The organism is Candidatus Tisiphia endosymbiont of Ptychoptera albimana (assembly GCF_964026605.1).
GTDB lineage: Bacteria > Pseudomonadota > Alphaproteobacteria > Rickettsiales > Rickettsiaceae > Tisiphia.
Window position 1 is genome coordinate 401943 of the sequence record NZ_OZ032164.1, and the last position, 25828, is coordinate 427770.

The 25828-nt window shown below is 33.0% G+C and carries 22 protein-coding genes and 1 pseudogene; 15 read left to right on the forward strand and 8 right to left on the reverse strand.

The annotated features are described in order from the left end of the window. Window positions 1–52: 52 nt before the first annotated feature. Window positions 53–877 (forward strand): tRNA (adenosine(37)-N6)-threonylcarbamoyltransferase complex dimerization subunit type 1 TsaB, encoded by an 825-nt coding sequence (tsaB, locus tag AAGD36_RS01900; RefSeq protein WP_341755704.1) that lies wholly within the window; start codon window positions 53–55, stop codon window positions 875–877. A 216-nt stretch (window positions 878–1093) separates the two neighbouring features. On the opposite strand, the gene AAGD36_RS01905 is transcribed toward tsaB, so the two are convergent. The 3 genes from AAGD36_RS01905 to AAGD36_RS01915 are packed head-to-tail and all read right to left on the reverse strand — an operon-like array spanning window position 1094 to window position 4265. Then, window positions 1094–1246, reverse strand: coding sequence for a hypothetical protein (locus AAGD36_RS01905; RefSeq protein ID WP_341755705.1), 153 nt, complete (start codon window positions 1244–1246; stop codon window positions 1094–1096). Further along, window positions 1215–2534 carry a hypothetical protein gene (locus AAGD36_RS01910; protein ID WP_341755706.1) on the reverse strand — a complete coding sequence of 440 codons (1320 nt, stop codon included), beginning with the start codon at window positions 2532–2534 and terminating at the stop codon, window positions 1215–1217. The genes AAGD36_RS01905 and AAGD36_RS01910 overlap by 32 nt, the downstream gene beginning before the upstream one ends. A 57-nt stretch (window positions 2535–2591) precedes the next feature. Beyond that, on the reverse strand, window positions 2592–4265 hold the full coding sequence (locus AAGD36_RS01915; protein ID WP_341755707.1) for a ribonuclease J: 1674 nt from the start codon (window positions 4263–4265) through the stop codon (window positions 2592–2594). Between the two features lie 63 nt (window positions 4266–4328). On the opposite strand from AAGD36_RS01915, the gene AAGD36_RS01920 reads away from it, so the two are divergent. The 6 genes and pseudogenes from AAGD36_RS01920 (at window position 4329) to AAGD36_RS01945 (ending at window position 9561) form a co-directional block, all read left to right on the forward strand. Next, a complete protein-coding gene (locus AAGD36_RS01920) occupies window positions 4329–4997 on the forward strand; it encodes a phosphatase PAP2 family protein (protein WP_341755708.1) in 669 nt (222 codons plus the stop codon). Continuing rightward, window positions 4988–5755: an NAD kinase gene (locus AAGD36_RS01925; RefSeq protein ID WP_341752280.1), complete on the forward strand. Its 768-nt coding sequence runs from the start codon at window positions 4988–4990 to the stop codon at window positions 5753–5755. The genes AAGD36_RS01920 and AAGD36_RS01925 overlap by 10 nt, the downstream gene beginning before the upstream one ends. Before the next feature lie 593 nt (window positions 5756–6348). Beyond that, the gene (locus AAGD36_RS01930; protein ID WP_341747583.1) at window positions 6349–6519 is read left to right on the forward strand and encodes a hypothetical protein; all 171 of its coding nucleotides are present in this window, start codon (window positions 6349–6351) and stop codon (window positions 6517–6519) included. Beyond that, window positions 6509–6802 (forward strand): annotated as a pseudogene (locus tag AAGD36_RS01935) (DUF2335 domain-containing protein); the annotation flags it as partial. The gene AAGD36_RS01930 and the pseudogene AAGD36_RS01935, both read left to right, overlap by 11 nt. A gap of 187 nt (window positions 6803–6989) precedes the next feature. Next, complete coding sequence (locus AAGD36_RS01940; protein WP_341755709.1) at window positions 6990–8849, forward strand: patatin-like phospholipase family protein; 1860 nt, start codon at window positions 6990–6992, stop codon at window positions 8847–8849. Window positions 8850–9000: 151 nt separating this feature from the next. Next, window positions 9001–9561: a MepB family protein gene (locus tag AAGD36_RS01945; protein ID WP_341755710.1), complete on the forward strand. Its 561-nt coding sequence runs from the start codon at window positions 9001–9003 to the stop codon at window positions 9559–9561. A 271-nt stretch (window positions 9562–9832) separates the two neighbouring features. Here the strand turns inward: AAGD36_RS01945 and AAGD36_RS01950 are convergent, their stop codons facing one another. After that, complete coding sequence (locus AAGD36_RS01950) at window positions 9833–10975, reverse strand: glycosyltransferase family 4 protein (RefSeq protein ID WP_341755711.1); 1143 nt, start codon at window positions 10973–10975, stop codon at window positions 9833–9835. 89 nt (window positions 10976–11064) lie between these two features. Between AAGD36_RS01950 and AAGD36_RS01955 the strand changes: the two genes are divergently transcribed. The 7 genes from AAGD36_RS01955 (at window position 11065) to AAGD36_RS01985 (ending at window position 20880) form a co-directional block, all read left to right on the forward strand. Further along, window positions 11065–11979, forward strand: coding sequence for an NAD-dependent epimerase/dehydratase family protein (locus AAGD36_RS01955; protein WP_341755712.1), 915 nt, complete (start codon window positions 11065–11067; stop codon window positions 11977–11979). Next, window positions 11976–14345: a glycosyltransferase gene (locus tag AAGD36_RS01960; RefSeq protein ID WP_341755713.1), complete on the forward strand. Its 2370-nt coding sequence runs from the start codon at window positions 11976–11978 to the stop codon at window positions 14343–14345. The genes AAGD36_RS01955 and AAGD36_RS01960 overlap by 4 nt, the downstream gene beginning before the upstream one ends. Before the next feature lie 100 nt (window positions 14346–14445). Continuing rightward, window positions 14446–15342, forward strand: a complete 897-nt coding sequence (locus AAGD36_RS01965; protein ID WP_341751905.1) for an Rpn family recombination-promoting nuclease/putative transposase — start codon at window positions 14446–14448, stop codon at window positions 15340–15342. 111 nt (window positions 15343–15453) lie between these two features. Then, the gene (locus AAGD36_RS01970) at window positions 15454–15630 is read left to right on the forward strand and encodes a hypothetical protein (RefSeq protein ID WP_341755714.1); all 177 of its coding nucleotides are present in this window, start codon (window positions 15454–15456) and stop codon (window positions 15628–15630) included. 9 nt (window positions 15631–15639) lie between these two features. Continuing rightward, window positions 15640–17613: a UvrD-helicase domain-containing protein gene (locus AAGD36_RS01975; protein ID WP_341755715.1), complete on the forward strand. Its 1974-nt coding sequence runs from the start codon at window positions 15640–15642 to the stop codon at window positions 17611–17613. A 155-nt stretch (window positions 17614–17768) separates the two neighbouring features. Next, window positions 17769–19583 carry an aspartate--tRNA ligase gene (gene aspS / locus AAGD36_RS01980; protein ID WP_341755716.1) on the forward strand — a complete coding sequence of 605 codons (1815 nt, stop codon included), beginning with the start codon at window positions 17769–17771 and terminating at the stop codon, window positions 19581–19583. Between the two features lie 22 nt (window positions 19584–19605). Then, window positions 19606–20880 carry an MFS transporter gene (locus tag AAGD36_RS01985; protein ID WP_341755979.1) on the forward strand — a complete coding sequence of 425 codons (1275 nt, stop codon included), beginning with the start codon at window positions 19606–19608 and terminating at the stop codon, window positions 20878–20880. A 265-nt stretch (window positions 20881–21145) separates the two neighbouring features. On the opposite strand, the gene AAGD36_RS01990 is transcribed toward AAGD36_RS01985, so the two are convergent. Then, the gene (locus tag AAGD36_RS01990; RefSeq protein WP_341755717.1) at window positions 21146–22723 is read right to left on the reverse strand and encodes a lysine--tRNA ligase; all 1578 of its coding nucleotides are present in this window, start codon (window positions 22721–22723) and stop codon (window positions 21146–21148) included. Between the two features lie 288 nt (window positions 22724–23011). On the opposite strand from AAGD36_RS01990, the gene AAGD36_RS01995 reads away from it, so the two are divergent. Next, window positions 23012–23536, forward strand: coding sequence for a disulfide bond formation protein B (locus tag AAGD36_RS01995; RefSeq protein WP_341755718.1), 525 nt, complete (start codon window positions 23012–23014; stop codon window positions 23534–23536). A 70-nt stretch (window positions 23537–23606) separates the two neighbouring features. Here the strand turns inward: AAGD36_RS01995 and AAGD36_RS02000 are convergent, their stop codons facing one another. Genes AAGD36_RS02000 through tolQ form a run of 3 tightly spaced genes read right to left on the reverse strand, consistent with a single transcriptional unit; the run spans window position 23607 to window position 25679 of the window. Next, window positions 23607–24530, reverse strand: a complete 924-nt coding sequence (locus tag AAGD36_RS02000) for a cell envelope integrity protein TolA (protein WP_341755719.1) — start codon at window positions 24528–24530, stop codon at window positions 23607–23609. Beyond that, entirely contained in the window at window positions 24520–24954 is a 435-nt protein-coding gene (tolR, locus tag AAGD36_RS02005; protein WP_341755720.1) for a protein TolR, read from the reverse strand. The genes AAGD36_RS02000 and tolR overlap by 11 nt, the downstream gene beginning before the upstream one ends. Further along, a complete protein-coding gene (gene tolQ / locus AAGD36_RS02010; protein ID WP_341755721.1) occupies window positions 24954–25679 on the reverse strand; it encodes a protein TolQ in 726 nt (241 codons plus the stop codon). The genes tolR and tolQ overlap by 1 nt, the downstream gene beginning before the upstream one ends. Between the last annotated feature and the right edge of the window lie 149 nt (window positions 25680–25828).

Consider the following 25828-nt stretch of genomic DNA (forward strand, 5'->3'; position numbering starts at 1 on the left):
TTATAATTGAGTATACTTACAAAACTTGAAATCATAGCAGTATATATTATAAATGAAAATTTTAGCATTTGATACGGCAAATAATAGTGCATCTGTTGCAATCTCTGAAGATCAGGTTATTCTAGCCTATATTGAGGAATTAAGGTCTTCTATGCAAGCTGAAACTATCGTGCCAATGATTGAAGAAGCGCTGAAAATAGCAAAGCTTTCTTATCATGACCTAGATTATTTAGCCGTTACAAACGGTCCAGGTAGTTTTACAGGCATTAGAATAGGCTTATCAGTGGCAAAAGGCATTTTGCTAAGTACAGATATAATAGGCACTACTATATCTAATTTTGAGTTTTCCTGGTGGAGAGCCAGCAGGCAAGTAAAAAATTATAATAAAATTTTTATTTTTCTCAATGCATATAGAGGGCAATTATATAGCCAAGTTTTTGACCAAAATGAACAAGCTTCTATTCCTTCACTGATAAATTATGACCAAGCTGTGGAATTATTAAATACAGAAAATGCTGCTATTAATGTCTGTGCAGGTAGTGGGGTAGAGATGATATACGACAAGATTAGGGATATAAAAAATTTAACAATCTTACCTCGTTTTACTAGAGTTAAGGCACTGCATATATGTAAATATATAGCCGATAAAATAGACCTCTTGCGTAACTCTACTTCTGCTGGTAATTTGTGCGTCGATCCGGCACTCGAATCCTCACGTACATTTGAGTACGCTGCGGTTCAAGGTGAAGGGTCTCCTACAAATTCCCTAGCAGAAGCGAATTTCGCAAGAGGTCTAATAAGGAAGCACAATTTCTCTAACTCCATAGAGCCGTTATATATTAGACCAGCTGATGCGAAGATTAGACTTCTTACATAATAGACTTGCTGCATAAGTCAATCTAGTTGGTGATTTTGTCGTCGAAACTCGCCTCCGCTCCTCCTCACGTACGTCTGTGTATACTCAGGTAGAACTTCAAGAATTGGCGTTCCCGCGACCAAAGATCGAAGCTGCTCACGTACTAATGTACGCTACGCTGCTCGACTTTGCTACTGCCTAGCTCTTCTTGAAGTTATACTATCGTCTACCAACTCTTCATTTACGAGCAGTGTACGCGAAGGTAGCCGGCTTCGTTTCTCCTAAAAATCCCTCAACTATCTTTGATTTATGCAGCAAGTCTAATTTTACTGCTGCAAGAAGTCTATTAAAAATTTTCCTAACCTCTTCCTTTACCTTCTGTTTTTTCATTATGTGGTGGTAACGTTGGTGCTTTAGATGACATATAAGATTTTGCTTTTTGCCCGACAAATTTTGCTTCATTCTTCAATTGTTCAGCTAATGGTAGTTTGCTCTTGTCATCAGAATATCCATGCCATTTGTCTTTTAAATATTCACAAATTCTTTTAATAAAATTCTTCCTTGGCATTGTCGTATTCGATGATGCAGCTTGATCATTTACTAATTGCTTAGTAAATTTCTTTACTGTATATTTATTTGGATTATCGATAAACTTATTTAACTGTTCCGCAACTTCTTTAGCAATGTCATTAATAGATTGTGAGCTTAATTTTCCTGTTTTTTTATCTTTTTGAGTTGCGATTGCTTGATCAATTTGCTCTATCAACACCTCAGCTAAAGCCTCTGTAGCACCATTTGCTTTTTTAAATGTGCTTATTGTTTCCGGCTTCACTCTTTCATCTGATATGATTTCTGAAACTCTTTTTTTCATATCTGTTTTATATTGCTCTTCATTAAGAGGAACAGTTAATAATTCTTTCGATAAAGCCTTATTACTATCAATAATTGCTTGAGGGGATTTTTGCTCACAATTTGTTTGGATTGTTTGTATATCGCTAATAAATCGATCAGCAATCTTACCAGTGCCAGCTACATCAATTACTACTTGCGTTTTTGGTTCAAGATCTCCTACTTTTCCTAACGTAGCAGTAATATTTACAACCATATAATCTTGGCTATTAAATTCCGTACCCATCATCTTTCTAAGGTCACTCTGTGGCAAGAAAGCATCCATACTACAATCAAACATGATATTTTGTCCGCCGGTATATGATAGGTTATGATCTTTATCTATAGTGATCTTGGACATACTACCATTTCTTAGCCATTCATGCATAGGATCGTATCCATAGTTATTAAATGCTTTTAGTTGCAACTTAGATAATCCAACTATACCGCCAGCTATACCCCCTTGGTGATTTGCATATAAAATATATTTTGTTTGTGCTTGTGATAAATGATAATCTTTTGTTAATATATCATACATATCTTGATAAGTTACCTCATAGTCCTGACCTTTACCTAACTTACACTGATTTATTAAGTTTACTACTTTACCATCTTGGGTTTCAAGATAAAAGACACCACGCTCTATATCCTTGCTAACCTGCTTTTCACGAGATTGAGGATTTTCTTGACAATCTTTATCATATTTAGGATCAAAGGCCTCTGCTACATATTGTAAGTCTTTATCTATATTTTGTGCAGCATCATCAGATGTAAAACTATATGTTGTCATAATATAATATCTCCTTAGTTAACTTGCATTCAATAAACTAGATTAATAAACTAGTTTTCAATGAGCTTTTTCCACATTGACTATGATAATGGGTGATTTATTTATCTCATGTTTCAATGTCTTACGAATAGCCGACCTTACAGCATTCTCAATCTGTTCATTGAGAATGCTACCTTTTGATTTCCTCTGAATTTCTATCGTTTCAGTAATATCATCTTTAATCATATTAATTAGCTGTGCATCATCGTCAGAGTCAAGAAGACCCGGCATAGATAAAATAGGTCTGCAACTAAGGCTACCATTTTTATTTATTACCAAACTTGCCACTACTATACCAGAATCACGCATACGTCTACGAGTTCTAAAAATTGATGAGTCTGCTGGTAAAAGATAATTGCCGTCAACAGCCAAATAACCTGTTGTTACCTTGGATAAAATACGAGGATTATGAGGATCAAGTAATAATAAGCTACCATTTTCGACTTCAACAGCATGTTTTATACCATTTTTACGAGCTAATTTCGCGTGTTCATGTATATGTACCGGCTCACCATGCACTGGTACACAAATCTGAGGTCTAATTAGAGAGTACATGTGTTTGAGTTCATCAATTGATGGATGCCCAGAAACATGTACAAAGTGATCTCGTTCAGTTACCACTTCAATTCCTGACCTCACAAAAATATTAAACATACGGAAAATTTTCTTTTCATTGCCAGGAATAATTTTTGAAGAAAATATAATTGTATCTTTAGGAGCTAACTTTATACTATGGTGACTATTATTTGCCATTTTTGCAGTAGCTGCTAGAGGTTCACCTTGGCAACCAGTAGCAATAACTAAAAGTTCTTGCCTTTTAAATCTTGCTATATCTCGTTCATCGATCAAAGGGGCAATATCTTTCATATAACCACTTTCCTGTGCTGCAAGCAAAATTCTATGCAAACTTCTTCCCGATAGGACAACTTTTCTTTTTGCCATCTGACCTGCGTGAATTAGAGTCTCAAGACGAGCCAAATTTGAGGCAAAAGTTGTTACCACAACCATCTGAGAGCAACCTGCTATAATATCTACTAAACTTTTACGCACTTCTCCTTCTGAACCAGAAGTTCCTTCATTAAATACATTAGTTGAGTCACAGACTAAAGCTAGAACCCCTTCATCACCATAAGATTTTAGTAGAGCTTCATCAGCTTTCTTACCAAGTACCGGATCATTATCAAATTTCCAGTCTCCTGTATGGAGAATATTGCCAGCTTCTGTACGTATCATAATCGCCTGCATTTCTGGAGCTGAGTGGGTTAGCGGTATCATCTCTAGTTGGAATGGAGTAAGATTTATTTTTGCCGAAGGCTTTACTTCATGAATTTTTATAGTTTTAGCGAAATCATATTCTGCTAATCTAAGTTTTAGAAAATTTGCTGTAAAGGTAGTGGCATATATTGGACATTCTAGGCTACTCCACAAATATTGGATTGCTCCCAAATGGTCTTCATGTGCGTGAGTTAGAACTAAACTTACTATATCTTTTTTATAGCGTTCAATAAAGCTAATATCAGCAATTATCATGTCAACACCTGGTAAATAATCATCGGCAAAACCGCTACCGCAGTCAACCATCAACCATTTTCCTTGATAATGATATAGATTGACATTTATGCCTATTTCATTTGCACCACCAAGTGGTAAAAATAGTAAATCATTTTTATGGTTTTTAATGTTGAATGACATATTAACTTCTATATGATGTAGGATTTAAGTATACTTTTATAACTTATTTTTGGCTTTTAGTCTATGATTAATACTAATTTAGTTTATACTAGTATATTCACCTTTGGTATAGTTTTATTATTAACTATACTATTTCCTAATTTGGATATAGATTTCTCAAAATTATTCTACGACAGCAATAATGGATTTATCTATCGTAACAATAATATTGTACAATTATTATTTGAAGTTATTCCAATATTAACTACTATACTGACTATAGTAATATTATTATACCTACTTTACTTAATTGTTAAGCACAAAACTTTTAATAAGCTTATTATTTCAGGGGGTTTTTATATAATTTTATCTACAGCAATAGGTCCTGGACTACTAGTAAATTATATATTTAAAGAAAATTTTGGTAGGGCTCGTCCGCTGCAGATTAAAGAGTTTAATGGTACAAAAAATTTTACTAGAGCCTTCTCAATCTCTAATGAATGTTTACATAATTGCTCATTTTCATCAGGCCATGCAGCTATGGCGTATAGCTTAACTAGTTTTGCTTATGTTGCTCCTTTGATATTTTTCTCAAGAATTTATAGTATCACATTGATTTTTGGTACATTAGTTGGACTAAGTCGTATATTAATGGGAGGACATTTTTTAAGTGATGTACTGGCTTCATGTGTTGTTACACTAATAATTAATCATCTATTATATTTATGTTGGCAAAAACTAAAATTAATTTAAATAAAATTGCGATTGTTTATAATAGTGCTAAAAAATCATTAGAGCTAGTTAGACAGCTTGAACTAGTTTATAAGTTTTGTAAGGTAGAAGAAGCAGAAATAATTGTTGTAGTTGGAGGGGACGGAGAATTACTACATGCGATACACCGTTATATGCATCTTGATGTTTCTTTTTATGGAATTAATTCTGGTAACATTGGGTTTTTAATGAATCCAGTTATTGTTGAAAAGTTAATGGATAATTTACAAGAATCTATAATTTCTCATTTATACCCTTTAAAAATGCAAGCAGAAAGCATAGACAATAAAACCTACACTGCCCTAGCTATTAATGAAGTATCAATATTTCGTAAAACCAACCAAGCTGCTAAATTCAAGATCGAAATTGATCAAGTTGAGCGTATGAGTGAATTAGTAGCCGATGGGGCAATGGTTGCAACCCCAGCTGGCAGTAGTGCATACAATTTATCTGCTGGAGGTCCTATTTTGCCACTTGAGTCAAACGTATTATGCCTCACACCAATTTGTCCTTTCCGTCCAAGACGCTGGCATGGTGCGTTACTACCATTTTCTACTACTATAAAGTTTGAAATCTTAGAAAGTAATAAAAGACCAGTAAATGCAGCTGCAGATTTTCAAGAATTTGATAATATTAAGTCAGTATTAATTAAATCTGTAAAAAACAAGAAGATAAAGTTACTATTTGATAAAAAAAATAGCCTTGAAAATCGAATTATTAAAGAGCAATTTAATGAGTAATTCACCTTACGTATAACATAAAAGTTACAGGGAGAATAGCCTAGAGCTATTAGCGAGGAGTTACTTTGGTGACATCCCCCCCTAATGGCGATGATTACTTGAGCCTACTATATATAGTCAATTGATGAGAAGTTGGTGACGTCGTCACTCGTCGCTCGCCTATTACATATAGGCGTCGCTCCATCGCTCCTAGCACCAAATCCTCCTGAATTGACTATAATTTATTACATTGAACTGAGGTTAAAAAAATAATTTTTATCAAAACTAAAGATTATTTCTCCCATTTTTCTTAAAGCTTTGTTATAATCACTCTAGGTGCTGTGAACCTAGTATCATAATATCTTACATTTTTCTATAATCGTCATAGCAAGGCTCTTTAGATGCCGGGGCGATCTAGGTAAACAGCGAAGCTGTTTTTTTAGAGTAACGCTTCGCGTATCCTAGATTGCCGCGTTGCTGCTTTTTCGTGACTCCTCGCTAATAGACGCTCGGAAGGACTCTTAACAGTAGTGACATAAAAAATGTAGGATTGCTATGACCTAGTATACTTAAACTTGCATACTTGCTAATTTTATAATTTAATATGAGAATAAATGAATAAAGAATTTGTAAGACATTTCCTAATAGGCTTTTTTAGTGTATTTAAAATATCTCAAACGACAGTAAGAAAAAAGCCAGAGACAGATTTACTTGAATACTTTATTAGAGTAGAAAAAGATATTAATTCAACATTTCAAGAAATAAGAAAAGAATATGAAAGATAGTAAAAGTTTTTTTGCTAATAACAATAGGTTGAACAAAGGATATTTAAAAGTTAGTAATCCTAAGGAGTCGGATAATAGCTTCTATAGTAAGAAGTTTGCACATATTTTGCCACCTGTAGATTTAATCGCAGAATATGAAAATATTTATCCAGGAACATTGACAAAGCTAATTGCCATGGCAGAAAAAGAGCAAGTACATAGACATCAGATGGATATTAAAAGTATTGAGGTTTATGAAAGCGTAACAAAAAAAGGTAGAATAAGTAGCATTATATTCATGATAATGGTCTGTATTACTACTGTAGTTTTGGCTGTATTGGGACATTTTATAATTGCCAGTATTTTCACGGTTTCAGTATTGTTAGGCATAGGAACTGGAGTATTCTTGTCTTCTGCTAAATTTACTAAGCGGAAAGACTATACTAGAAGGTGAAATTATATAAGAATCTTATAATAATTGAGTAAAGATTATGAGTAAATTACAAAAAGAAATGCAAGAAAGGCAGCAAAGTCCTTTAGAATATGTGGTTTATAGTGGTGGTGGAGCTAAGGGGGGTGGATATTCTGGTGTTTTAGAGGCTTTGAATGACTCTGAAGTAATTAATAAGGTGAAAGAAGTTGCAGGATCATCGGCAGGGGCAATAGCTGCTGCAGTGACAGCATTTGGTATACCACCTAAAGAATATGAAGCTATTTCAAAAAATACAAACTTCAAAGATTTACTTGGGACTCAAGGATTTTCAATTGGTCCGGTGCCGCTTAATAAAGATGGCACTCCATTATACGAGCTTGTAGATAAGACTATAAGAAAAGTTGCTTATAATTTTTTAAAGGGCAAAAATTTTGTGGAACTTGCTACAGCGAGACATGAAAGGATTTCAGAAGAACTGAGAGAGTTAGACAAAAAAAGGCAAGATCTTTTAAATACGATTGAAACATTAAAGCAACAAGATGATAATAACAGTCAGCAGATTGCTGATATAAATGAAAATATTCAAGGTTTAGATTTTCAGGAACAAAATTTTAAAAAACAATCCATGAAAATTCAAGCTATAATAGAATCTAATGGTAAAGAATTCATTGAATTAACAGACAAATGTCAAAAGGGTGGTGAACTTCTTTTTAGAGATTTAGCTCTTTTAAGACTTCTTGATCCAGTGCAATTTAAAGGCTTATTAATTACTGCAGTAAGGCGAGATGATAGTACTTTGCAAATTTTTAGTGCTGAAAATACTCCTGATGTTCCAATTGCTAGAGCCTGCCATGCTTCCGCTTCTCTTCCTTTAGTTTTTCAACCTGTAGAAATTGATGGTGTCGAGTATGTCGATGGGGGGTATAGAGACAATACTCCTATGGACTATTTCCCCGAAAATGACAGTAAAGTCGATGTTACGGAAGAGTTGGATGGTTTTCAGAATGTTACCCGAGCAAAAAAGCAAGGTAGGGTTTTAGCTCTTGCCTTCGGTAGTGGTATGGATGATTCAGCAAATATTGCTATATATAGTGCTAAGAATTTTGAAGGTCCAAATGCCCTAGTGAAATTTTTAATTGATGTAGTATATAAAATGCTAGCTAAAGTTGGTGGAAATCTTATACACACAAAAACTAATGAAAAGACTTTTGATGATTTACGTGAAAATGCATTAGATACGGTTGCATTAAATACTGGACCTATATCTACTCTCAGCTTTGATGCTGCTAAGAAATATGCACCTTACTTACATACTAAAGCTTATCTTCAGACTTCGAAGTATTTAAAGAATCTTGGACTTGGTAAAGAGGTAAATAAAGCGTTTGAACAACAAGAATTTCTCCTAAGTGTTTATGAAGTTTATGATAATGAAAATTTGAATAAAACTTTTTTTAATAAGCTATTAGATCACATAGCCCCACCCCCACCGGAAGAAACTAAAAAAAAGAACTCTTGGCAAGATCGTGATGTTATGCGAAATCATCAAGAAAAAGCTGACACATTGTTATCTTTTTGTACGAAAGAACGCTGGGAGGGGAAAGATAACAAGGCTGTATTAAAAGAGTATGTACTAGTTGCAGCAACTGCACGCAGTAATGAACTTAGAAATGATACCAAGTCTATAGAATCACTGATTAAGACCTTAAATAATCCGACAACACCGAATAAAATTAAAAAAGATTTTATAGAATTATTAGCTATTGATCAAAAACAAGAGCCGAGATTTAATACAAGTAAAAGTCCAGCACAGAATATTACTGAATTTAAGTTTAAAAAAAGAGATTTTGATAATCTTCTAGGTAAAAATAAAAGTGAGGCATTTCGAATTAGTAGTGGAGGAAAGGGAGTAGGGCAGTAGGTTAGAGTGAGATGACCATAAATATGGAAATTAATTATGGGAATAATTATGCAAATTACCACGTCTATTATCGAAGAAGTAGCGAAGCACTACGAAGCAATCTATTTTTGGTTACTTAGCTATTCTCAACTTTTAACAAATCTATGGTACTATGGTGAATAATCTTATTTGTAATCCTACCAGCAAACCTTGGAGTACTAATGATTTAATCCACTCGGAACTTATTACATCGAGAGATCTAATATATAATCCATGTCAGTTTATATGTTCTGAACCAGTAATGGAAAGTGAAAGTATTGCATATGGAGTCTACATGTTCAAGTTAAATTCTATGAATGTTAGATTTCGTGTTGCTAAGATTACTCCTACAAAAATTGGTCAATTTGTAACACTATGGAAGAGAATTGGGAATGGATCAATTCAGCCATATGATATTGCAGATTCAATTGATCTTTTTATTGTAACAACGCGTAAAGGAGATAAATTTGGTCAATTTATATTTCCACAATCTGTTCTGTATAAATATAATATAGTCTCGCATAATAACCAAGGTGGTAAGAGAGCAATAAGGGTATATCCACCTTGGGACATTGTTATAAACAAGCAAGCTAAAAAAACTCAAGCATGGCAGCTAGAATATTTTTTAGAAATTCCAAGAAATAAACCAATTAACTACGCAAGAGCACAAATGCTTTATAATCAAGTTAAATAGTCATTACTAATTTTGGATCAAGGCAATAGATTGGCTTGCCTATGTCTAATCTCTTGATTGCTGCATTGCAGCTCCTCGCAATGATGGTGGTACTCTTACTGACAAAATATTTGTGGGTAATGCTAAGAAATAGGCTTTTCGTAGTGACGTAAGTTTGGTATATAGTTAAACCTATTGAATTAGGTGATATAAATAGAAAAAATATCATTAACCTTTAAGAAATTATTGTTATATTCTTGTCACCTAATATTACAGGTTTTACTATAAATACTTATTCGGGATAGTCGTAGAAATTAACCATCTTCTCGGATATTAATTGGCAATCATATTTTTCTAAAATATCTTGTCGAATTTTTTTACCCAGGTGTTTTCTAAGTATAGGCATAGTGATTAATAGCTCCATAGCTCTTGCTAAATCTTCTGTATTTTGCGGTTTAACTAATAATCCGTTTATTTGGTCTTGTATTAATTCTCTACCACCTGGGGCATCAGTAGTAATAATGGCTCTACCATATGCCCCAGCCTCTAAAAGACTACGACTTAGCCCTTCACGGTAGGAAGGTAATACTGCAATATGTGCTTTTTTCCATATTTCTTCTATATTTTTCTGATAACCAAGATATTTGATATATCCTAGATTTTGATAGTCTTCTAATATTGATTGTGCTATTGATTGCTTATTATCTTTATCAGGTTCACCAACTAACCAAAACTCAGCATCTATACCTTTTTGTTTTAATATTTTTGCAGCATATATAAATTCATATATACCTTTATCAATAATCATTCTAGCTACCAATGCCACCACTATTTTACTACCTAGTGGCTCTAGAAGAAAAGGAAACTTTTCAGTTTCTATACCAACGCTGCATTGTTTAACAATTAAATTTTTGGGTGCTATAGCTAATTTTACCAGTAAAGCTAAATCATCATCGTTTTGTACGACAAATAACATACTTCTATAATATCCTATTATGGATATTATTCTAACTATAATGCTTCTAACTAATCTTAGCAAAAAATTGCTACTTATAAAAATTAAACCCATACCAACAAAAGTGTTAATAACTTGCGGTAAACTCTTCTTTTTTGAGCATATATTGCACAAGAAAGCACTTATGCTTCCATAAAAAATTGGTTTTATAGTAAAATTATGCAATATATTTGGTTTCTCTTTATTTAATATGCTAATTAACTTGATTAATAATAGTAAATCAGTAAAAGGGTTGATACTTCCACGCTTTATTGAAATTGGGATTACTTGTAAACCATGCTGTTCTATCTTATCTTTGAATTCACTAATATTTGTTAACACTTTAACTTCATAGCCTTGCATTTTAGCAGTTAAAGCAATTGGTAGAAGATGGGCATAAAAGTGCCAATCTGTGTTTGTAAAAATGATAATTTTTTTCATTTGCTTTTCTTAATAATAATTCTATAAATATAGCTATAGAGCAAATACCCACTTAATTATATCATAAAAATTAATTGCACTAATAGCATATGTCAAATTATTTAGTTACTGGAGGGGCTGGTTTCATCGGCTCACATCTTGTTGACTTACTAGTAAAAGAAGGCAATCAGGTTGTAATATTAGATGATCTTTCAACAGGTAATTTCAATAATTCGTTTAATAAAAATGTTGAATTTGTTCAAGGGAATATCTTAGATCAAAATATTTTAGAAAAACTATTTAGAAATATTGATGGTTGCTTCCATCTTGCAGCGATAGCAAATGTACAGGAATCAATTGATAATTGGTATCACAATCATCAAGTGAATTTAACAGGAACTATTAATATATTTCTTCAGGCAAGTAAACAGAATATACCCGTTGTATATGCATCATCTGCTGCCGTTTATGGCACAGTAAGTGACTTTCCTTTACAAGAGAATGGTAAGGTAAACCCGCTTTCTCCTTATGCAGCGGATAAATTAGCCTGTGAGCTGCAAGCTAAGGTTTTTGGTGAGCTTAAATCTCTTAAAACCTGTGGTTTACGCCTTTTTAATGTTTATGGTAAAGGGCAACTTAGAGGTTCTGATTACTCTGGTGTAATATCAATATTTAAACAGAAAGTAGAAGAGGGTAAGGAGCTGGTTGTTTTTGGTGATGGTAATCAAAGTCGTGATTTTATACATGTTTCAGATGTTACCAATATGTGTGTTAGAGCCTTGTCTATTGCGAGTACCTCAGCCCCTATACTAAATGTTTGTACAGGACGTACCTACTCTATAAATGAACTTATTCAACTAATTAATAAGATTGCTATTGTCAAAGGGGTAAAATATCTACCGACTCAGACCGGGAGTATAAATATTTCTGTTGGCAGCACAGAATTGGCTCAGCAGCTTTTAAATTATATGCCAGTATATGAGTTAAAAACTGGATTATTAGAGTTATTTAGCATAAATTTATGAATTCAAAAGAAACCCTGATTTTAGTATCTGATGTTAGGGGATGGGCTTTTGATAACGTCGCTCAATATGTTCAATCTTTGCTAAGTGGTCAATATGATTGTCATATTATTTACAGTTGTGATTACAAAACATATAATGATTTTTTAATCAAATTAAATCAATATACTTCTGTTAAATTAATACATTTTCTCTATCGTGGCTATCTGACAGAATTACTAAGAAGCATAGCAGATAATTCTAGTAATAGTAAGGCTACAGGAGAAATATTAGTAAATACTACCATTACCACTAGCATACCTGATCATCTATTTATTGAAAGTGAAAGTGAAATATTAAAAAATTTACCAACTTTCCAATTTATTGATAACTACTACACTACTTCTAAAAGATTATATGATATTTATGCAAATATCATAGATTATCCAAAACCTTGGCAAGTAATTTATGATAATGTACTAATTCATGATGCGGAATCAAGTCATGATGAAGATCATGCAAGTTTAGTTGTAACATGGATTGGTAATAGTTCTTGGGGAAGTTGGTATAGTAGTACTCCTGATTATAAAGGTCTAAAAACAGTCATTATACCGGCACTAGAACAGATTGATAAAGATGGAATTCATATCAAAAGATGTATAGTGGATAAAAATGAGCGAATACGTTCTAAACAAGAGATTTGGGAGATTTTAAAAAAAACAGACATTTTGCTAATAGCATCTGTGCAAGAAGGAACACCGCTAACCATTATTGAAGCTATGGCATTTGGTTGTGCAATTATTACTACGGATGTAGGTATTGCTAGGGAGGTGTTACCTGAGGTGCAACATGAATTTATAATTAACCGGAATCATACAGGATTTATAAATGCAATAAAAAAATTAAATGTTGAAAGGGAACTATTAGCAAAGATTAAGCAACAAAACTGTCTGTCTTATCAAGAAATCTTTGCAAATAAAACTCAAATGCAAAACTTATGGTATTCATTTATAGAAGATTCAGTAAATAATCATACTAAAAAACAGATATTACAAACAAAACAACAAATTTTAAGAAATATAGAGCTTGTTAATAATAAAGATTCTTCCTTTGTAACGTATAGACTACTCTCAAGACTCCTTTCCTTACCCTTTCTTAAGAAAATAGCCCGATTTCTTCTAAAATATTCTTGGGTTAAGTTGCCTGTTAGACGAATAATTACTATATTCTATTCTTTTTTTTCAAAAAATGACTATGATAATCTTAAAAATTTTATAATCAAATATCAAGGACAGAAACAATATCGATGTCATTCCAGCAACGGCGGAAATCTAGATCCGCTGCCTCTAGGACAAAAAGATATGGATGATATTTATGTAATTTATCCTAGCATTTTTCCTGGAGTTGCTAATTCTACTAAAGGATTATTTAATAAAACCATTCCTTTTCCTATAGGAAAACTCAATGTTTTGATAAGTTATATCAACTCGTATTTACCTGACAAAATTATTACTCAAATAGCAAAATTACTTATAAAAACAGGTATTAAAAACTTAATTATATCTGGAGGGCTTGATGTTCATATTCAATTAGTAGAGAAGCTACATGAAGTGAAAGGGGATAATTGTTTAAATATCTACTATTTATGGCATGGTTCTCCTGCCCAATGGGTAGGTATTGGTCATTGCCAAACTTTTTATAAATGGTTGAATTTATATAAACAGCATAAAATTAAATCCATTATCACTCTGAAAAATGGTCTAGAACAATTTCTTATAGCCAATGGTGTACAATCTTATCTATTACAAAACTTCATACCATTGCTACTAGAAAAAAAGATAATTTCCCGAGAAACTGGTAAATTTACAATTGGTATATGGAGTACATCAAACATATGGATCAAAAATCTCTACCCTCAATTTGCGGCAATAAGTATGTTCAAAGATCGAGTTTGTTGTTATACTAATTTCTCTTTTGATAACAATAAATATGCTTCTTGGATGATGGAAGATGTAGAACTTAAAGTCTTTCCTGAGAATTTACCACATAAAGAATTAATAAAATTGATGGCAAATACTAATTTAACTTTATACATTACTAATTCGGAATGTTCCCCTATGATAGTTTTAGAAAGCCTAGGTTTAGGAGTACCTTGTTTAGTCGGTCCTACAGCGGATGTTTATGATGATGAATTTTTACGTGATATGTTAACGGTTAACCGTGTTGACTGTCCGTTAACTATATTTAATGCCATAGAAAAGGTTCAACAAAATATTGATATAATCTGTTCTAAGCTACCTGACTTCATTAAAAAATATAATGAAAAAGCTCTTGTTTTAAAAAACTCTTTGCTGACAGTTATAAAAGATAATCATAATACTACAGTGTAGATTTATCAGGGTAATTTAATAATGAAGCTAGTAGTACTATTGATTTTATGCTATATTAGCTTTAATAACTTCACACAGCCTAATAACATAAATAATGATTATGAATAATGATAAACCATTAATTTCCTTTGACTATGCTATTAAATACCTTCTGAAAGATAAAGGCGATTATTCTATAGTAGAAGGTTTTATCTCAGCTCTTCTTAAGACCAAGGGTTATAAAGACGTTAAAATAGTAGCCTTACTTGAGACCGAGAGTAACAAAGAAGATAGTAAAAGCAAAAGAAGTCTAGCTGATGTAATTGTAGAAGACGAAGATCACCATAAATACATTATTGAAATCGAGCGTAATGTTAAGGATTCTTTTATTCATAAGGCATGTTTTAATACCTCAAGACTTATAGTTGATACTCTTGCCCAAAGAGAAGATTATACTCAAATAATCAAGATATTTCATATATCGCTACTCTATTTTCCTATAGGAAATGGTAATGGAGTTATTTACCATGGTAAAACTATTATTCATGAGGTAGAAACTAATGAAAGATTAAATGTGCATATTAAGAATATGGAGACTTCTGAGGTTTTTGATGCTACTAACATCCTACCAGAATATTTTTATATATCAGTACCTTTATTTAATGATCGTTTAGAGAAAGAGATTGATGACTGGCTACATGTCATGAAATATGATGAAGTCCCACCAAACTATCATTCGCCTTATATGAGGCAAGTAGCAGACAAGCTGAGCATTCTCAAAATGACCAAAGAAGAGAGGGCAAATTACTCCTATTACCAAAAAAAGCTTTATAACGATAGAGATGAATTGCAAGCTGCTGAAGCTAGAGGAGAAGCTAGAGAAAAAATTGTTATAGCTAGAAATTTACTTAAAGCTGGATTATCAATTGATATCATCGCTGAGTCTACTGGTTTGAGTAGAGAGGAAATCCAAAAATTAACTCTTGTAGCTAATGAACCCACAACTGTTGAAAGTTAAAAAACCGTCTATTAGCGAAGTGCTATTGTAAGGTTTAAACGTCTATTAGCAGTTGTGTGGATAACACCGAAGCTGCTTAAGTTAACAAAACGCACACTTGGTAAATTAGACTTGCTGCATAAATCAAAGATAGTTGAGGGATTTTTAGGAGAAACGAAGCCGAGCACCGCAGCGTACACAGACGTACGTGAGGAGCGGAGGCGAGTTTCGACGACAAAATCACCAACTAGATTGACTTATGCAGCAAGTCTACTATCTGACTATAACTCCACTAATCTACAATTGTAGTACTAGATCATGACACAACAAAGTTTCCTAAACTCATTAAATCCTCAACAACTGCTAGCAGTGTCCCATGTACATGGTCCTATTCTTGTGCTTGCTGGAGCAGGGACTGGTAAAACTAAAGTGTTAACGACTAGAATAGCCAACATAATCCAGCAAGGGTTAACTCTACCTCAAAATATTCTAGCAGTTACTTTTACTAATAAAGCTGCTAGAGAAATGCAAGATCGAATCAACAAAATGATTGATTGTTATGGGCTAAATATAGGTACATTTCATTCTATAGCAGCAAGAATTTTGCGTCAGCAAGCAGAACATTTGAATTTTAGCTTGAATAGTAGGTTTACTATTATTAGCCCTGATGATCAACTTAAATTGGTTAAAGATATAGTTAAGCAGAAAAATATAGATACCAAAAAATATGTTCCCAAACTTTTACATATTATTATTTCGTGTTGGAAAGATCAGGGATTATTGCCGTATAAACTTTCTGAATCTGATATTAAGCTACCAATTCATAAAGTGGCTCAATTTGTCTATGACGAATATCAGCAAAATTTACTAGCATCTAATGTAGTAGATTTCGGGGATTTACTACTTTACAATAATGAATTGTTTATAAAAAACCCTATAATATTAAAGTATTATCAGGAACAATATAAATATATTCTGATTGATGAGTATCAAGACACTAACGCTGTTCAGTATCTTTGGGCGAGGATGTTGGCAAGTAGCTCAAAAAATATCTGCTGTGTTGGTGATGATGATCAATCTATATATAGTTGGCGGGGTGCAGAAGTCGGTAATATATTACGTTTTGAAAAGGATTTTCCAAATGCTACAATAATAAAATTAGAACAAAATTATAGATCTAGTTCAAAAATTTTATTAGCTGCATCAAGTGTAATTAACCATAATAAGAATCGTCACGGTAAAACATTATGGACTGATAAAAATGATGGAGAAAAAATTAAAATTATATCTTGTTGGAATGATAAAGAAGAAGCAAGATTCGTTGTATCTGAAATTAGCAAGTTAGTTACAGAGGGAAAGTATAATGCAGGATTAGTTGCGATATTAGTTAGAGCAGGTTTCCAAACTAGAGCATTTGAAGAAGTGTTTATTAGTAATGCATTACCATACAAAATTATAGGTGGTCTTAAGTTTTATGAACGAATGGAGATACGTGACTTACTTGCCTATATACGTATCACTTTAAATCATAGTGACAATCTTGCTCTTGAACGCATAATAAATGTTCCAAGGAGAGCAATTGGTAATACCACATTAAAACAAATAAAAGATTATGCGCTTGAACATAATATACCTATTATTGCTGCCATTCGTCAGATGTTACAAGCAGAAATTTTTAAAAATAAAGTCAAAGATAGTCTAAACAAATTTATTAGTAATATCGATAATTGGAGTTTACGATATAGAAATGACCCAGCTATTAATGTCACTAAGTCTTTACTAGAAGAATCAGGTTATCTTGAGATGCTACAAGAAGAAAAAACAGATGAAGCAACTGGCAGAATTGAAAATATTAATGAAATGCTTAGAGCAATCGCGGAATTCGATAATATTCAAGACTTTATAGAACATTCTAGTTTGGTAATGGAAAATGAGGAATTAGAATCAAATTTTGGTGGTTCTGTTAGCATTATGACACTCCATGCTGCTAAAGGTCTTGAATTTGATCTAGTTTTTCTACCAGGTTGGGAAGAGGGGGTATTTCCACATCAGCGATCACTAAGAGAGGGGGAAAAAGGTCTAGAAGAAGAGAGGAGAATCGCCTATGTGGGTATTACTAGAGCTAAGAAAGACCTGTATATTACTTATGCAGAAAGTCGTTTTATGTTTTATGAAATAATAAGATCCTCTCCTTCTAGGTTTCTTGGAGAAATACCAGGTAATGTTTGTATTAGAACTTCTTCAACCAAACAACTTAATTATTTAGGTACAAAACACAAAGTTTCTTTTTAATCTTTATAAAATTATTTCATAAATGGTATTAGTGTATTCAAATTTTATGATATATTGTTTACAAGTTTTAAGAGAAATTTAGCTTGCAAGGATGAAGAAGCTTATTGCTTAATGGAGATATTTTTATATAATCCTTTCATTTTAAGAGATATAGAATGCATAAATACAGGACGCATAATTGTAATGAATTGCGATTAAAGGATGCTGGGCAAAGGGTAAAATTATCCGGCTGGGTACATAGAAGAAGGGATCACGGTAATTTAGTCTTTATTGATCTTAGGGATCATTTTGGTATAAGCCAGTTGGTATTTACTGATCAAAATCCAAGTTTAATGGATGATGCTAGTCGGTTAAGGTATGAATCAGTTATAACTGTTGTAGGTAAAGTGATAGCAAGGAGTGATGAAACAATAAACGACTCGTTAATGACTGGTAAAATTGAAATATTGGCAAGTGAGTTTATAGTTGAGTCTAATGCTGAAAATTTACCATTGTTAGTCAATTCTGATCAACCTGCCCCTGAAGACACTAGACTAAAATATCGCTTCTTAGATCTTAGACGCGAGAAATTACATAATAACATTATGTTAAGATCGCAAGTTATTGCTCACGTGCGGCATCTGATGACGCAAAAAGGGTTTACGGAGTTTCAAACACCGATTCTAACGGCTAGTTCACCAGAAGGAGCTAGGGACTTCTTAGTTCCAAGCAGATTACATCCTGGTAAATTTTATGCATTACCACAAGCACCGCAGCAATTTAAACAATTGCTTATGGTGTCAGGATTTGATCGTTATTTTCAAATAGCCCCTTGTTTTAGAGATGAAGATGCTAGGGCTGATAGGTCACCAGGTGAGTTTTATCAGTTGGATGTAGAGATGTCTTTTGTTACGCAGGAAGAGGTATTTAATACCATTGAGCCGGTAATGTATGAGATATTCAGCAAATTTTCTGATAAAGAAGTATCAAATACACCTTTTGTACAAATTCCATATGAACAAGCAATGTTAAAATATGGTTCTGATAAGCCGGATCTTAGAAACCCACTGATCATTGCAGATGTTACAGAATTATTTAGAAATTCTAACTTTGCTATTTTTAAAGAAAATATAAAAAATGGCTCTGTTGTTAGAGCTGTGCCAGCTCCTAAAGCTTCTGCTTTACCTAGAAGCTTCTTTGACAAAATGGCAGAATTTGCAACTTCCGAGGGAGCAAGCGGGCTTGGTTATATCCAGTTTCTAGAAAATGGACAAGCTAAAGGACCTATTGTTAAATTTCTAACAGATGAGCAATTATTGAATTTAAAGTCTTTAGCGAATCTACAAAATGGTGATGCTGTCTTCTTCTCTAGTGATAAAGCTGATAAAGCATCTAAACTTGCTGGCAAGCTACGAACTAAATTAGGGGAAGAATTAGACTTACTTAAAAAAGATTGTTTTGAGTTTTGTTGGATAACAGATTTCCCATTTTATGAATTAAATGAGCAAACCAAGAAAATAGATTTTAGCCATAACCCATTTTCTATGCCACAAGGTGGCATGGAAGTGCTAGAATCAGCCAAAACAGTAGATGATTTACTAGCCATCAAAGCTTATCAATATGATATTGTTTGTAATGGTATCGAGTTATCTAGTGGTGCAATTAGGAATCATAAACCGGAAATAATGTATAAAGCTTTTGAGATTGCCGGATACTCCCCGGAAGTTGTTGATAAAAAGTTTGGTGGTATGATCAGGGCTTTTAAATTTGGAGCCCCTCCACATGGCGGGATAGCCCCTGGAATAGATAGGATGGTTATGTTATTAACTGATTCAACTAATGTTAGAGAGGTAATAGCTTTCCCACTAAATCAGCAAGCGGAAGATTTATTGATGAATGCTCCTGATTATATTGATGAAAAAGCTTTAAAAGAGCTTAATATTAACTTAGCACCTTCAGTTAGAAATAAATTGTTAACTGAAGGCTCTTAAACAGAGTACTAAAGAGCAGTATATAGTGAAAAAAAAAACAAGAAATAAAATTATCGGAGCATTTCTAGGTACAATAGTTGAATATTATGATTATGGTTTGTATGGTTTCTCTGCTGGTATTATGGTAGCAAAATTCTTTCCAAATACTGATTATCTAACTAATCTAATAAATGTTTTTGCTATTTATGCGATAGCATATTTATCAAAACCTATGGGATCACTGATTTTTGGTCGTATCGGAGACTTGTATGGGCGTAAAGCTGCATTAAGTATAACCATCATAGGTATTGGAATACCTACGATGGTTATAGGCTTCCTGCCAGAATACTCATCTATTGGTGTGTGGGGTGCAATAATTTTGGCTTTGTGTCGCTTTATGCAAGGTTTTTTTATAGGTGGAGAATATGATGGAGCGGCTATTTATGTTATAGAACATTTAGGAGAAAAATACCGATATACAGCTTCAGCAATAACTCGTTGTACTGGGGTTGTAGGTTTATTACTAGGGAATGGGGCAACCAATTTTTTTAATGCCCATATTTTTCCAGATTGGAGTTGGCGTATTCCTTTTTTCTTTAGTTTACCTTTAGCTTTAATCGTTTTATATTTTCGCCGAACATTTGATGAAACACCGGAATTTAAAAAGAATCAAGACAGTAAAACGAAGACGCAAAGCTTAGCTATTTTAATTAAGAAGCAGTGGCGAGTTATTTTGATGGCAGTGTTTCTTGCTGGTGGATTTGGTGCGACTTATCAAATATCCGTTATGTTTATGAAACAATATTTGCCTATGATCCTACCGCAAACTAGTTTCATTATCAGTACATTTTCAGTTTTAATAACCATATGTTTTGCTATTCCTATGCCTATTGCTGGCTTACTTGCAGACCGGCTTAGTCAAATGTTAGTATTTAAGTTTAGCTTATTTGGTACTATTGTATCTAGTCTATTATTTATTATATCCGTTAACTATCAGATGGTTAATCTAGCTTTGGGCTCTTGTTTAATGCTAGCATGTTTTGTTGCTCCTTTCAATGCTCTTTCTCATGGTATCATGACAAAAGCTTTTGCTGTCAATGATCGTTATCGTGCAGTAAGTCTTGGTCATAATATTGGGTCAATGTTGATGTCTGGTACAGCTAATTCTGTTTGTTTAATATTAATGAGATACCTAAATTTTCAATTATTGCCAATCATATATCTTATGTTCTTTGCGATATTAGCATATTTTATGGCAAAATGTTTTGAGAAAGATTATAAAAACAAAATTAAGTTGCAAACTGATATTAATTTATAAAATTATACTACTATAGTTGTAGTACTAGCGTCAAAACAATATCATCCTACAACTCTGTTGAAAGTTAGTAAATACAGCTTCTTTATACGTCTATTAGCGAGGAGAGGCGATGGAATCGCCAACGCGGCAATTTTGTTGTGAAGTAGGGACAAGTATTACTTCAAAAGATTGCTACGACGCCGCTTTTCGCGACTCCTCGCTAATAGACGTATCTTTTAATAATTCTAAAAAACTTGATTATCTAGTCTTACATCGACACTTAAGATTAAACTAGTTTCTGTTGAATTAAATTTATAGAATCGTTAATACCAAAAAGCTTAATAAAAGACCCAAGTCTTGGTCCTTCAGTTTGCCCAAGTAATATTTGATATAATTCTTTAAAATAATCCCGTAAATTACTATAGCCATGATTATTACCTATATCATAAATCCTCTCTTGAATTTGCTCGGAAGTAATATCTCCCGGCAAAACATTTAACATAGCGATAATTTCTTGTAAGATAATTTTTTGCTGATCATTAGGAACTAAATAGCACTTATTAGTTTTAATAAAGTCATTATAATAACGAGTGGCAAAATCTGTCAAATGATCAAGGTACGGGGCATTTTGTTTCGTTGCACTCGGGGCGTACTTACTGATAAATCCCCAAAGTACCGATTTATCTTCAGGATTGCAAACCGATGCAAGGTTTAGCAATAAGCTAAAACTAATGCCAAAAGTTTCGATATTAGGCACATTCCCGTGATGAATATGATGTACTGGATTGGCAAAACGCTTTACTTGATCTAGTTCTAAATGATATTTTTTATTGAAGGTAATATATTCATCAACATTTTTAGGTATCACATCAAAATGTAAACGTTTGGCTCTTGTTGGATTTTGGTACATAAATAACGACATACTTTCCATCGGTGCATATTGCAGCCATTGATCAACAGTAATGCCATTGCCTGTAGATTTAGAGATTTTCTCTCCGCTTTCATTAAGAAATAATTCATAAAAAAATTGTACTGGTGGAATCCCCTCTAAAATTCGACAAATCTCAGAATATAACCTAGCATTAGGCATATGCTCCTTACCATACATTTCATAATCCACTTGCAGGGCAGCCCACCGCATACCCAAATCAGGTTTCCATTGCAGCTTACAATATCCCTTTGTCACAGGAACTTCCACAAACTTCCCTTCATTGTCTTTATAGGTAATAGTAGCAGCTAAGCGATCAATTTTTGCAATAGGTACTTGTAATACAATACCGGTTTTTGGACAAATTGGCATAAAAGGTGAATAAGTTGCCTGTCGTTCTTCTCGAAAAGTTGGTAACATTAGAGCCATTATTTCGTCATATTTGTCTATGACTTTAAGCATCATCTGATCAAATAAACCGGATTTATAACATTCTGTACTACTAAAAAATTCATATTTGAAGCCAAATCTATCTAAAAATGAGCGAAGCTTAGCGTTCATATAATGTCCATAACTTTCACATTCGCCAAAAGGATCGGGAATAGATGTTAAAGGCTTGCCAATATGTGATGCCACCATATCAGGATTTGGGATATTATTTGGGACTTTACGCAAACCATCCATATCATCAGAAAAACAGATAATCTTAGTTGGGATATTTGATAGTTGTTTAAATGCTTCTTGCACCATTATAGATCTAGCAACTTCTGCAAATGTACCTATATGTGGTATCCCTGACGGTCCATAACCAGTTTCAAATAATACATAACCTTTAGCTGGAGTTTTTCCACCCAGTTGATCTAATATTTTTTTTGCTTCTAAAAAAGGCCAAGCGTTTGATTTAACGGCATCTTCTAAAATTTCTAATTCTGACATCTATAATATCCATTTCCATATAGTTTGATTTCGCATATTGAATATACTCGGTGAACTTCAAGAATTGGCGTCGTCGTGTCTAAAGATCTCCGCTGCTCACGTACTAATGTACGCTCCGCTGCTCGACTTTGACACTCCTAGCTCTTCTTGAAGTTGACCTTCGTCTACCAACTCTTCATTTACGAGCAGTATATAATATACGTAGTTTTCTGTAAATTTATAAATTTATCTCTTGAGTTTTTGGTAATATTCCTAGACAATAGCGACTTAAAAAAATAATATTTACTTATGCTAATTTCTTCTATTGTCCATTTTATTCGCAAAGATAGTTTTAGAGTTTTACATATAACCCTAATTTGTACATGCATCTTTGCCTTATCTTTGGCTTATTTTGTCGAATATATATTACATTTTTCACCTTGCCCTTTGTGTATTTATCAAAGATTCCCATATTTATTTATAATCAAGATTTCAGTTGTAGCGATTCTTATTAAGAAAATCAGCAAATATACTTTATTTTTTATCGTTCTAAATTTATTAGGTGCTTGCATATTAGCAGGCTATCATAGTGGAGTGGAAAGAGGGATATTTGAACCAAGTAGTCTTTGTTCAACTTTAATCCATATTCCAAAGCACTTATCCATTCAAGATATTAAAGAAATATTTTATAGCCAACCTATTGCAACTTGTACAAAACCGGCAGTTAAATTATTTGATATATCTATGACAGAATGGAATTTACTACTAAACCTATCTTTATTATTTGCCGTACTCTTTATTTGGTTTTATCCTAATCCCAAATCTAAAAATTAATACTAATATAGAGGAAATTTGACTAGCACTAAGTATAAATCTTGAAAAATATAATAATTATGCAAATATTTTACATACTTGGATCAAAAAGAAAATTAAATTCTTTCCAGCTATTGTAACGCTGAGGGTCTAGATTATTAATAGGACTTGCTTGCCATACTGCCCTCATTGCACTGTCAGATAGAGCGTCACAAGCTATTTTTGTTATATTTGGGCATATTGTTTCTTTGACTTTTACTTCTTTGACACTGCCATCTTGATTTAAAGCTATATACAAAGTTACCCGTAGCTGCTCAAGGTTTTGTATCCCAATAGGTTTACTCCATACTCTCTCTATTTGTTGTTTAATTAAAGATATTTCACTGATGGAAAGAGGCAATGTATCATCGTAAGGACCTTTTGATTCTTGGGTTTCTTTATTTTCTTTGGACCTAGCTTGTTTATTTGATTTTGCACTCGACCCTTCAGATGATTGTTCTAAATTTTTAAGCAAAGAATCTAAGTCACTTTTATTAGGAATTTTCTTTTTTTTCTCGAGTGGCTTCTTTGTTTCTACAGGTTTTTTTTCTTCTGCAGGCTTCTTCTTTTCTATAGGCTTTGTATCTATAGGTTTTTTATCTATAATCTTCTTTTCCTCGATAGGAAGCTTGTCTTCAATAGGTTTCTTTTCTTCTATAGGCTTTGTATCTACAGGTTTCTTTTCTTCTAGAAGTTTCTCTAGAGGCTTCTCTAAGGGTCTCTTCTCTTCTGTATCATCAGGTTTGCTTTGTTCTACTTTTTTTGCATCTTGATTTTCTATAGCTTTTTCAGGTTGTTTGGTTTTATTGGGTATATTAGATTTAGTATTAATTGGTAACATTTCAAAAACTATTACTTGTTCTTCAGGAGATTTTTTAAACAATGATGGAAGACCAAATAAGAAAAAATATATTATTAGTAAATGAAGTACTACGGAGCAAATAAAAGAAATAGAAAAAATATTATTATTTTTCATTATATTTAATATTTGAAACTAGTGCTACCTTAGAAAAGCCTGCTGCATGGATTTCAGATACAACGCTAACTACCTCGCCATATGGCACATTTTTGTCGCCTCTTACAAAAATTCTAATATCTTTTTTTTCTTTTGTAATATTAGTTAGCTTAGTAGCTAAATTTTGTCTCTCTATTTTAGATTCCAATAAATATAATTCTCCTTTATTGTTAATACTAATCACTAACGGTTCATCTTGCCCTGACAGGGGGCTAGAAGTTGTTTCTGGTAAATCAACATTAATACCGGACACTAGCATTGGAGAGGTTATCATAAAGATGATCAATAGCACTAACATGACGTCAACGAGTGGTGTAACGTTGATCTCACTGACTAAATTACGTCTAGATCTTTGATTGTTTGAATTTGGTAATTGTATAGCCATTACATTTTCCCTTCATCTATGGCTCTTGATAGTATAGAACTAAGCTCATTAATGAAATCATCAATTTTATTATTAATCTTAATTATTTGTGAAGAAAGGTAGTTATAAAAAATCACTGCCGGAATTGCTGCAAATAGACCTATTGCTGTTGCAAGTAGAGCTTCTGCAATGCCAGGAGCTACGATAGTAAGTGAGGTATTTTTTGATGCTGCAATAGATTGGAAACTATGCATAATCCCCCAAACAGTACCAAATAACCCTATAAATGGTGTGCTAGAAGCAACAGTTGCCAAAAAACCTAAATTCTGTTCTAATCTTTCAAGTTCACGATTCCTTATCAAGTACATAGATTGTATTATTCGCTCTTTATGGCTAATTTTAAGTACATCACTAAGGTTATTAGGATTTTGGCGTTTACATTCGTTCATAGCTGCTACAAAAACTGCAGCAAGAGGATTATTCATTGTTCTTTTAATAGTTTCATGTAACTGATCTAAAACTGCTCCAGACCAAAAAGTAGCTTCGAAAGTTGCAATTTTTTTTCTTATTTGAACTAAATGAACTATCTTATCTATAATTATTGTCCATGCCCAAATTGAAGCGATTACCAAAATTATCATTACAGATTTTCCTATAATATCAGCGGATGATATCATAGAGAAAACTGATGCACCACTTTGTGCTGTAATTTCTACAACGTCATTAATATTGTTATGTGTGCTCATTGGATGTAATTAACCTTCATTGCCTAAATAATTGTTTTTGTATATGATACTCAGCTAGACCTTCAAGAATTAAGGTCATCGTACCCTAAAAAGATCAAAGTTGTTCTGTTACTCATGTACGCACAGCTAGCTCTTCTTGAAGTTATACG

Bases quoted from the DNA above. Each gene is read 5' to 3' on its own strand.
- tolQ (WP_341755721.1), bottom strand. From the start codon at position 25,679: ATGAGCACACATAACAATATTAATGACGTTGTAGAAATTACAGCACAA.
- AAGD36_RS01995 (WP_341755718.1), top strand. From the start codon at position 23,012: ATGCTAATTTCTTCTATTGTCCATTTTATTCGCAAAGATAGTTTTAGA.
- AAGD36_RS01990 (WP_341755717.1), bottom strand. From the start codon at position 22,723: ATGTCAGAATTAGAAATTTTAGAAGATGCCGTTAAATCAAACGCTTGG.
- AAGD36_RS01940 (WP_341755709.1), top strand. From the start codon at position 6,990: ATGAGTAAATTACAAAAAGAAATGCAAGAAAGGCAGCAAAGTCCTTTA.
- AAGD36_RS01950 (WP_341755711.1), bottom strand. From the start codon at position 10,975: ATGAAAAAAATTATCATTTTTACAAACACAGATTGGCACTTTTATGCC.
- AAGD36_RS01965 (WP_341751905.1), top strand. From the start codon at position 14,446: ATGAATAATGATAAACCATTAATTTCCTTTGACTATGCTATTAAATAC.
- aspS (WP_341755716.1), top strand. From the start codon at position 17,769: ATGCATAAATACAGGACGCATAATTGTAATGAATTGCGATTAAAGGAT.
- AAGD36_RS02000 (WP_341755719.1), bottom strand. From the start codon at position 24,530: ATGAAAAATAATAATATTTTTTCTATTTCTTTTATTTGCTCCGTAGTA.
- AAGD36_RS01930 (WP_341747583.1), top strand. From the start codon at position 6,349: ATGAATAAAGAATTTGTAAGACATTTCCTAATAGGCTTTTTTAGTGTA.
- AAGD36_RS01945 (WP_341755710.1), top strand. From the start codon at position 9,001: ATGGTGAATAATCTTATTTGTAATCCTACCAGCAAACCTTGGAGTACT.
- AAGD36_RS01915 (WP_341755707.1), bottom strand. From the start codon at position 4,265: ATGTCATTCAACATTAAAAACCATAAAAATGATTTACTATTTTTACCA.
- AAGD36_RS01955 (WP_341755712.1), top strand. From the start codon at position 11,065: ATGTCAAATTATTTAGTTACTGGAGGGGCTGGTTTCATCGGCTCACAT.
- AAGD36_RS01905 (WP_341755705.1), bottom strand. From the start codon at position 1,246: ATGAAAAAACAGAAGGTAAAGGAAGAGGTTAGGAAAATTTTTAATAGA.
- tsaB (WP_341755704.1), top strand. From the start codon at position 53: ATGAAAATTTTAGCATTTGATACGGCAAATAATAGTGCATCTGTTGCA.
- AAGD36_RS01975 (WP_341755715.1), top strand. From the start codon at position 15,640: ATGACACAACAAAGTTTCCTAAACTCATTAAATCCTCAACAACTGCTA.
- AAGD36_RS01920 (WP_341755708.1), top strand. From the start codon at position 4,329: ATGATTAATACTAATTTAGTTTATACTAGTATATTCACCTTTGGTATA.
- AAGD36_RS01960 (WP_341755713.1), top strand. From the start codon at position 11,976: ATGAATTCAAAAGAAACCCTGATTTTAGTATCTGATGTTAGGGGATGG.
- AAGD36_RS01910 (WP_341755706.1), bottom strand. From the start codon at position 2,534: ATGACAACATATAGTTTTACATCTGATGATGCTGCACAAAATATAGAT.
- tolR (WP_341755720.1), bottom strand. From the start codon at position 24,954: ATGGCTATACAATTACCAAATTCAAACAATCAAAGATCTAGACGTAAT.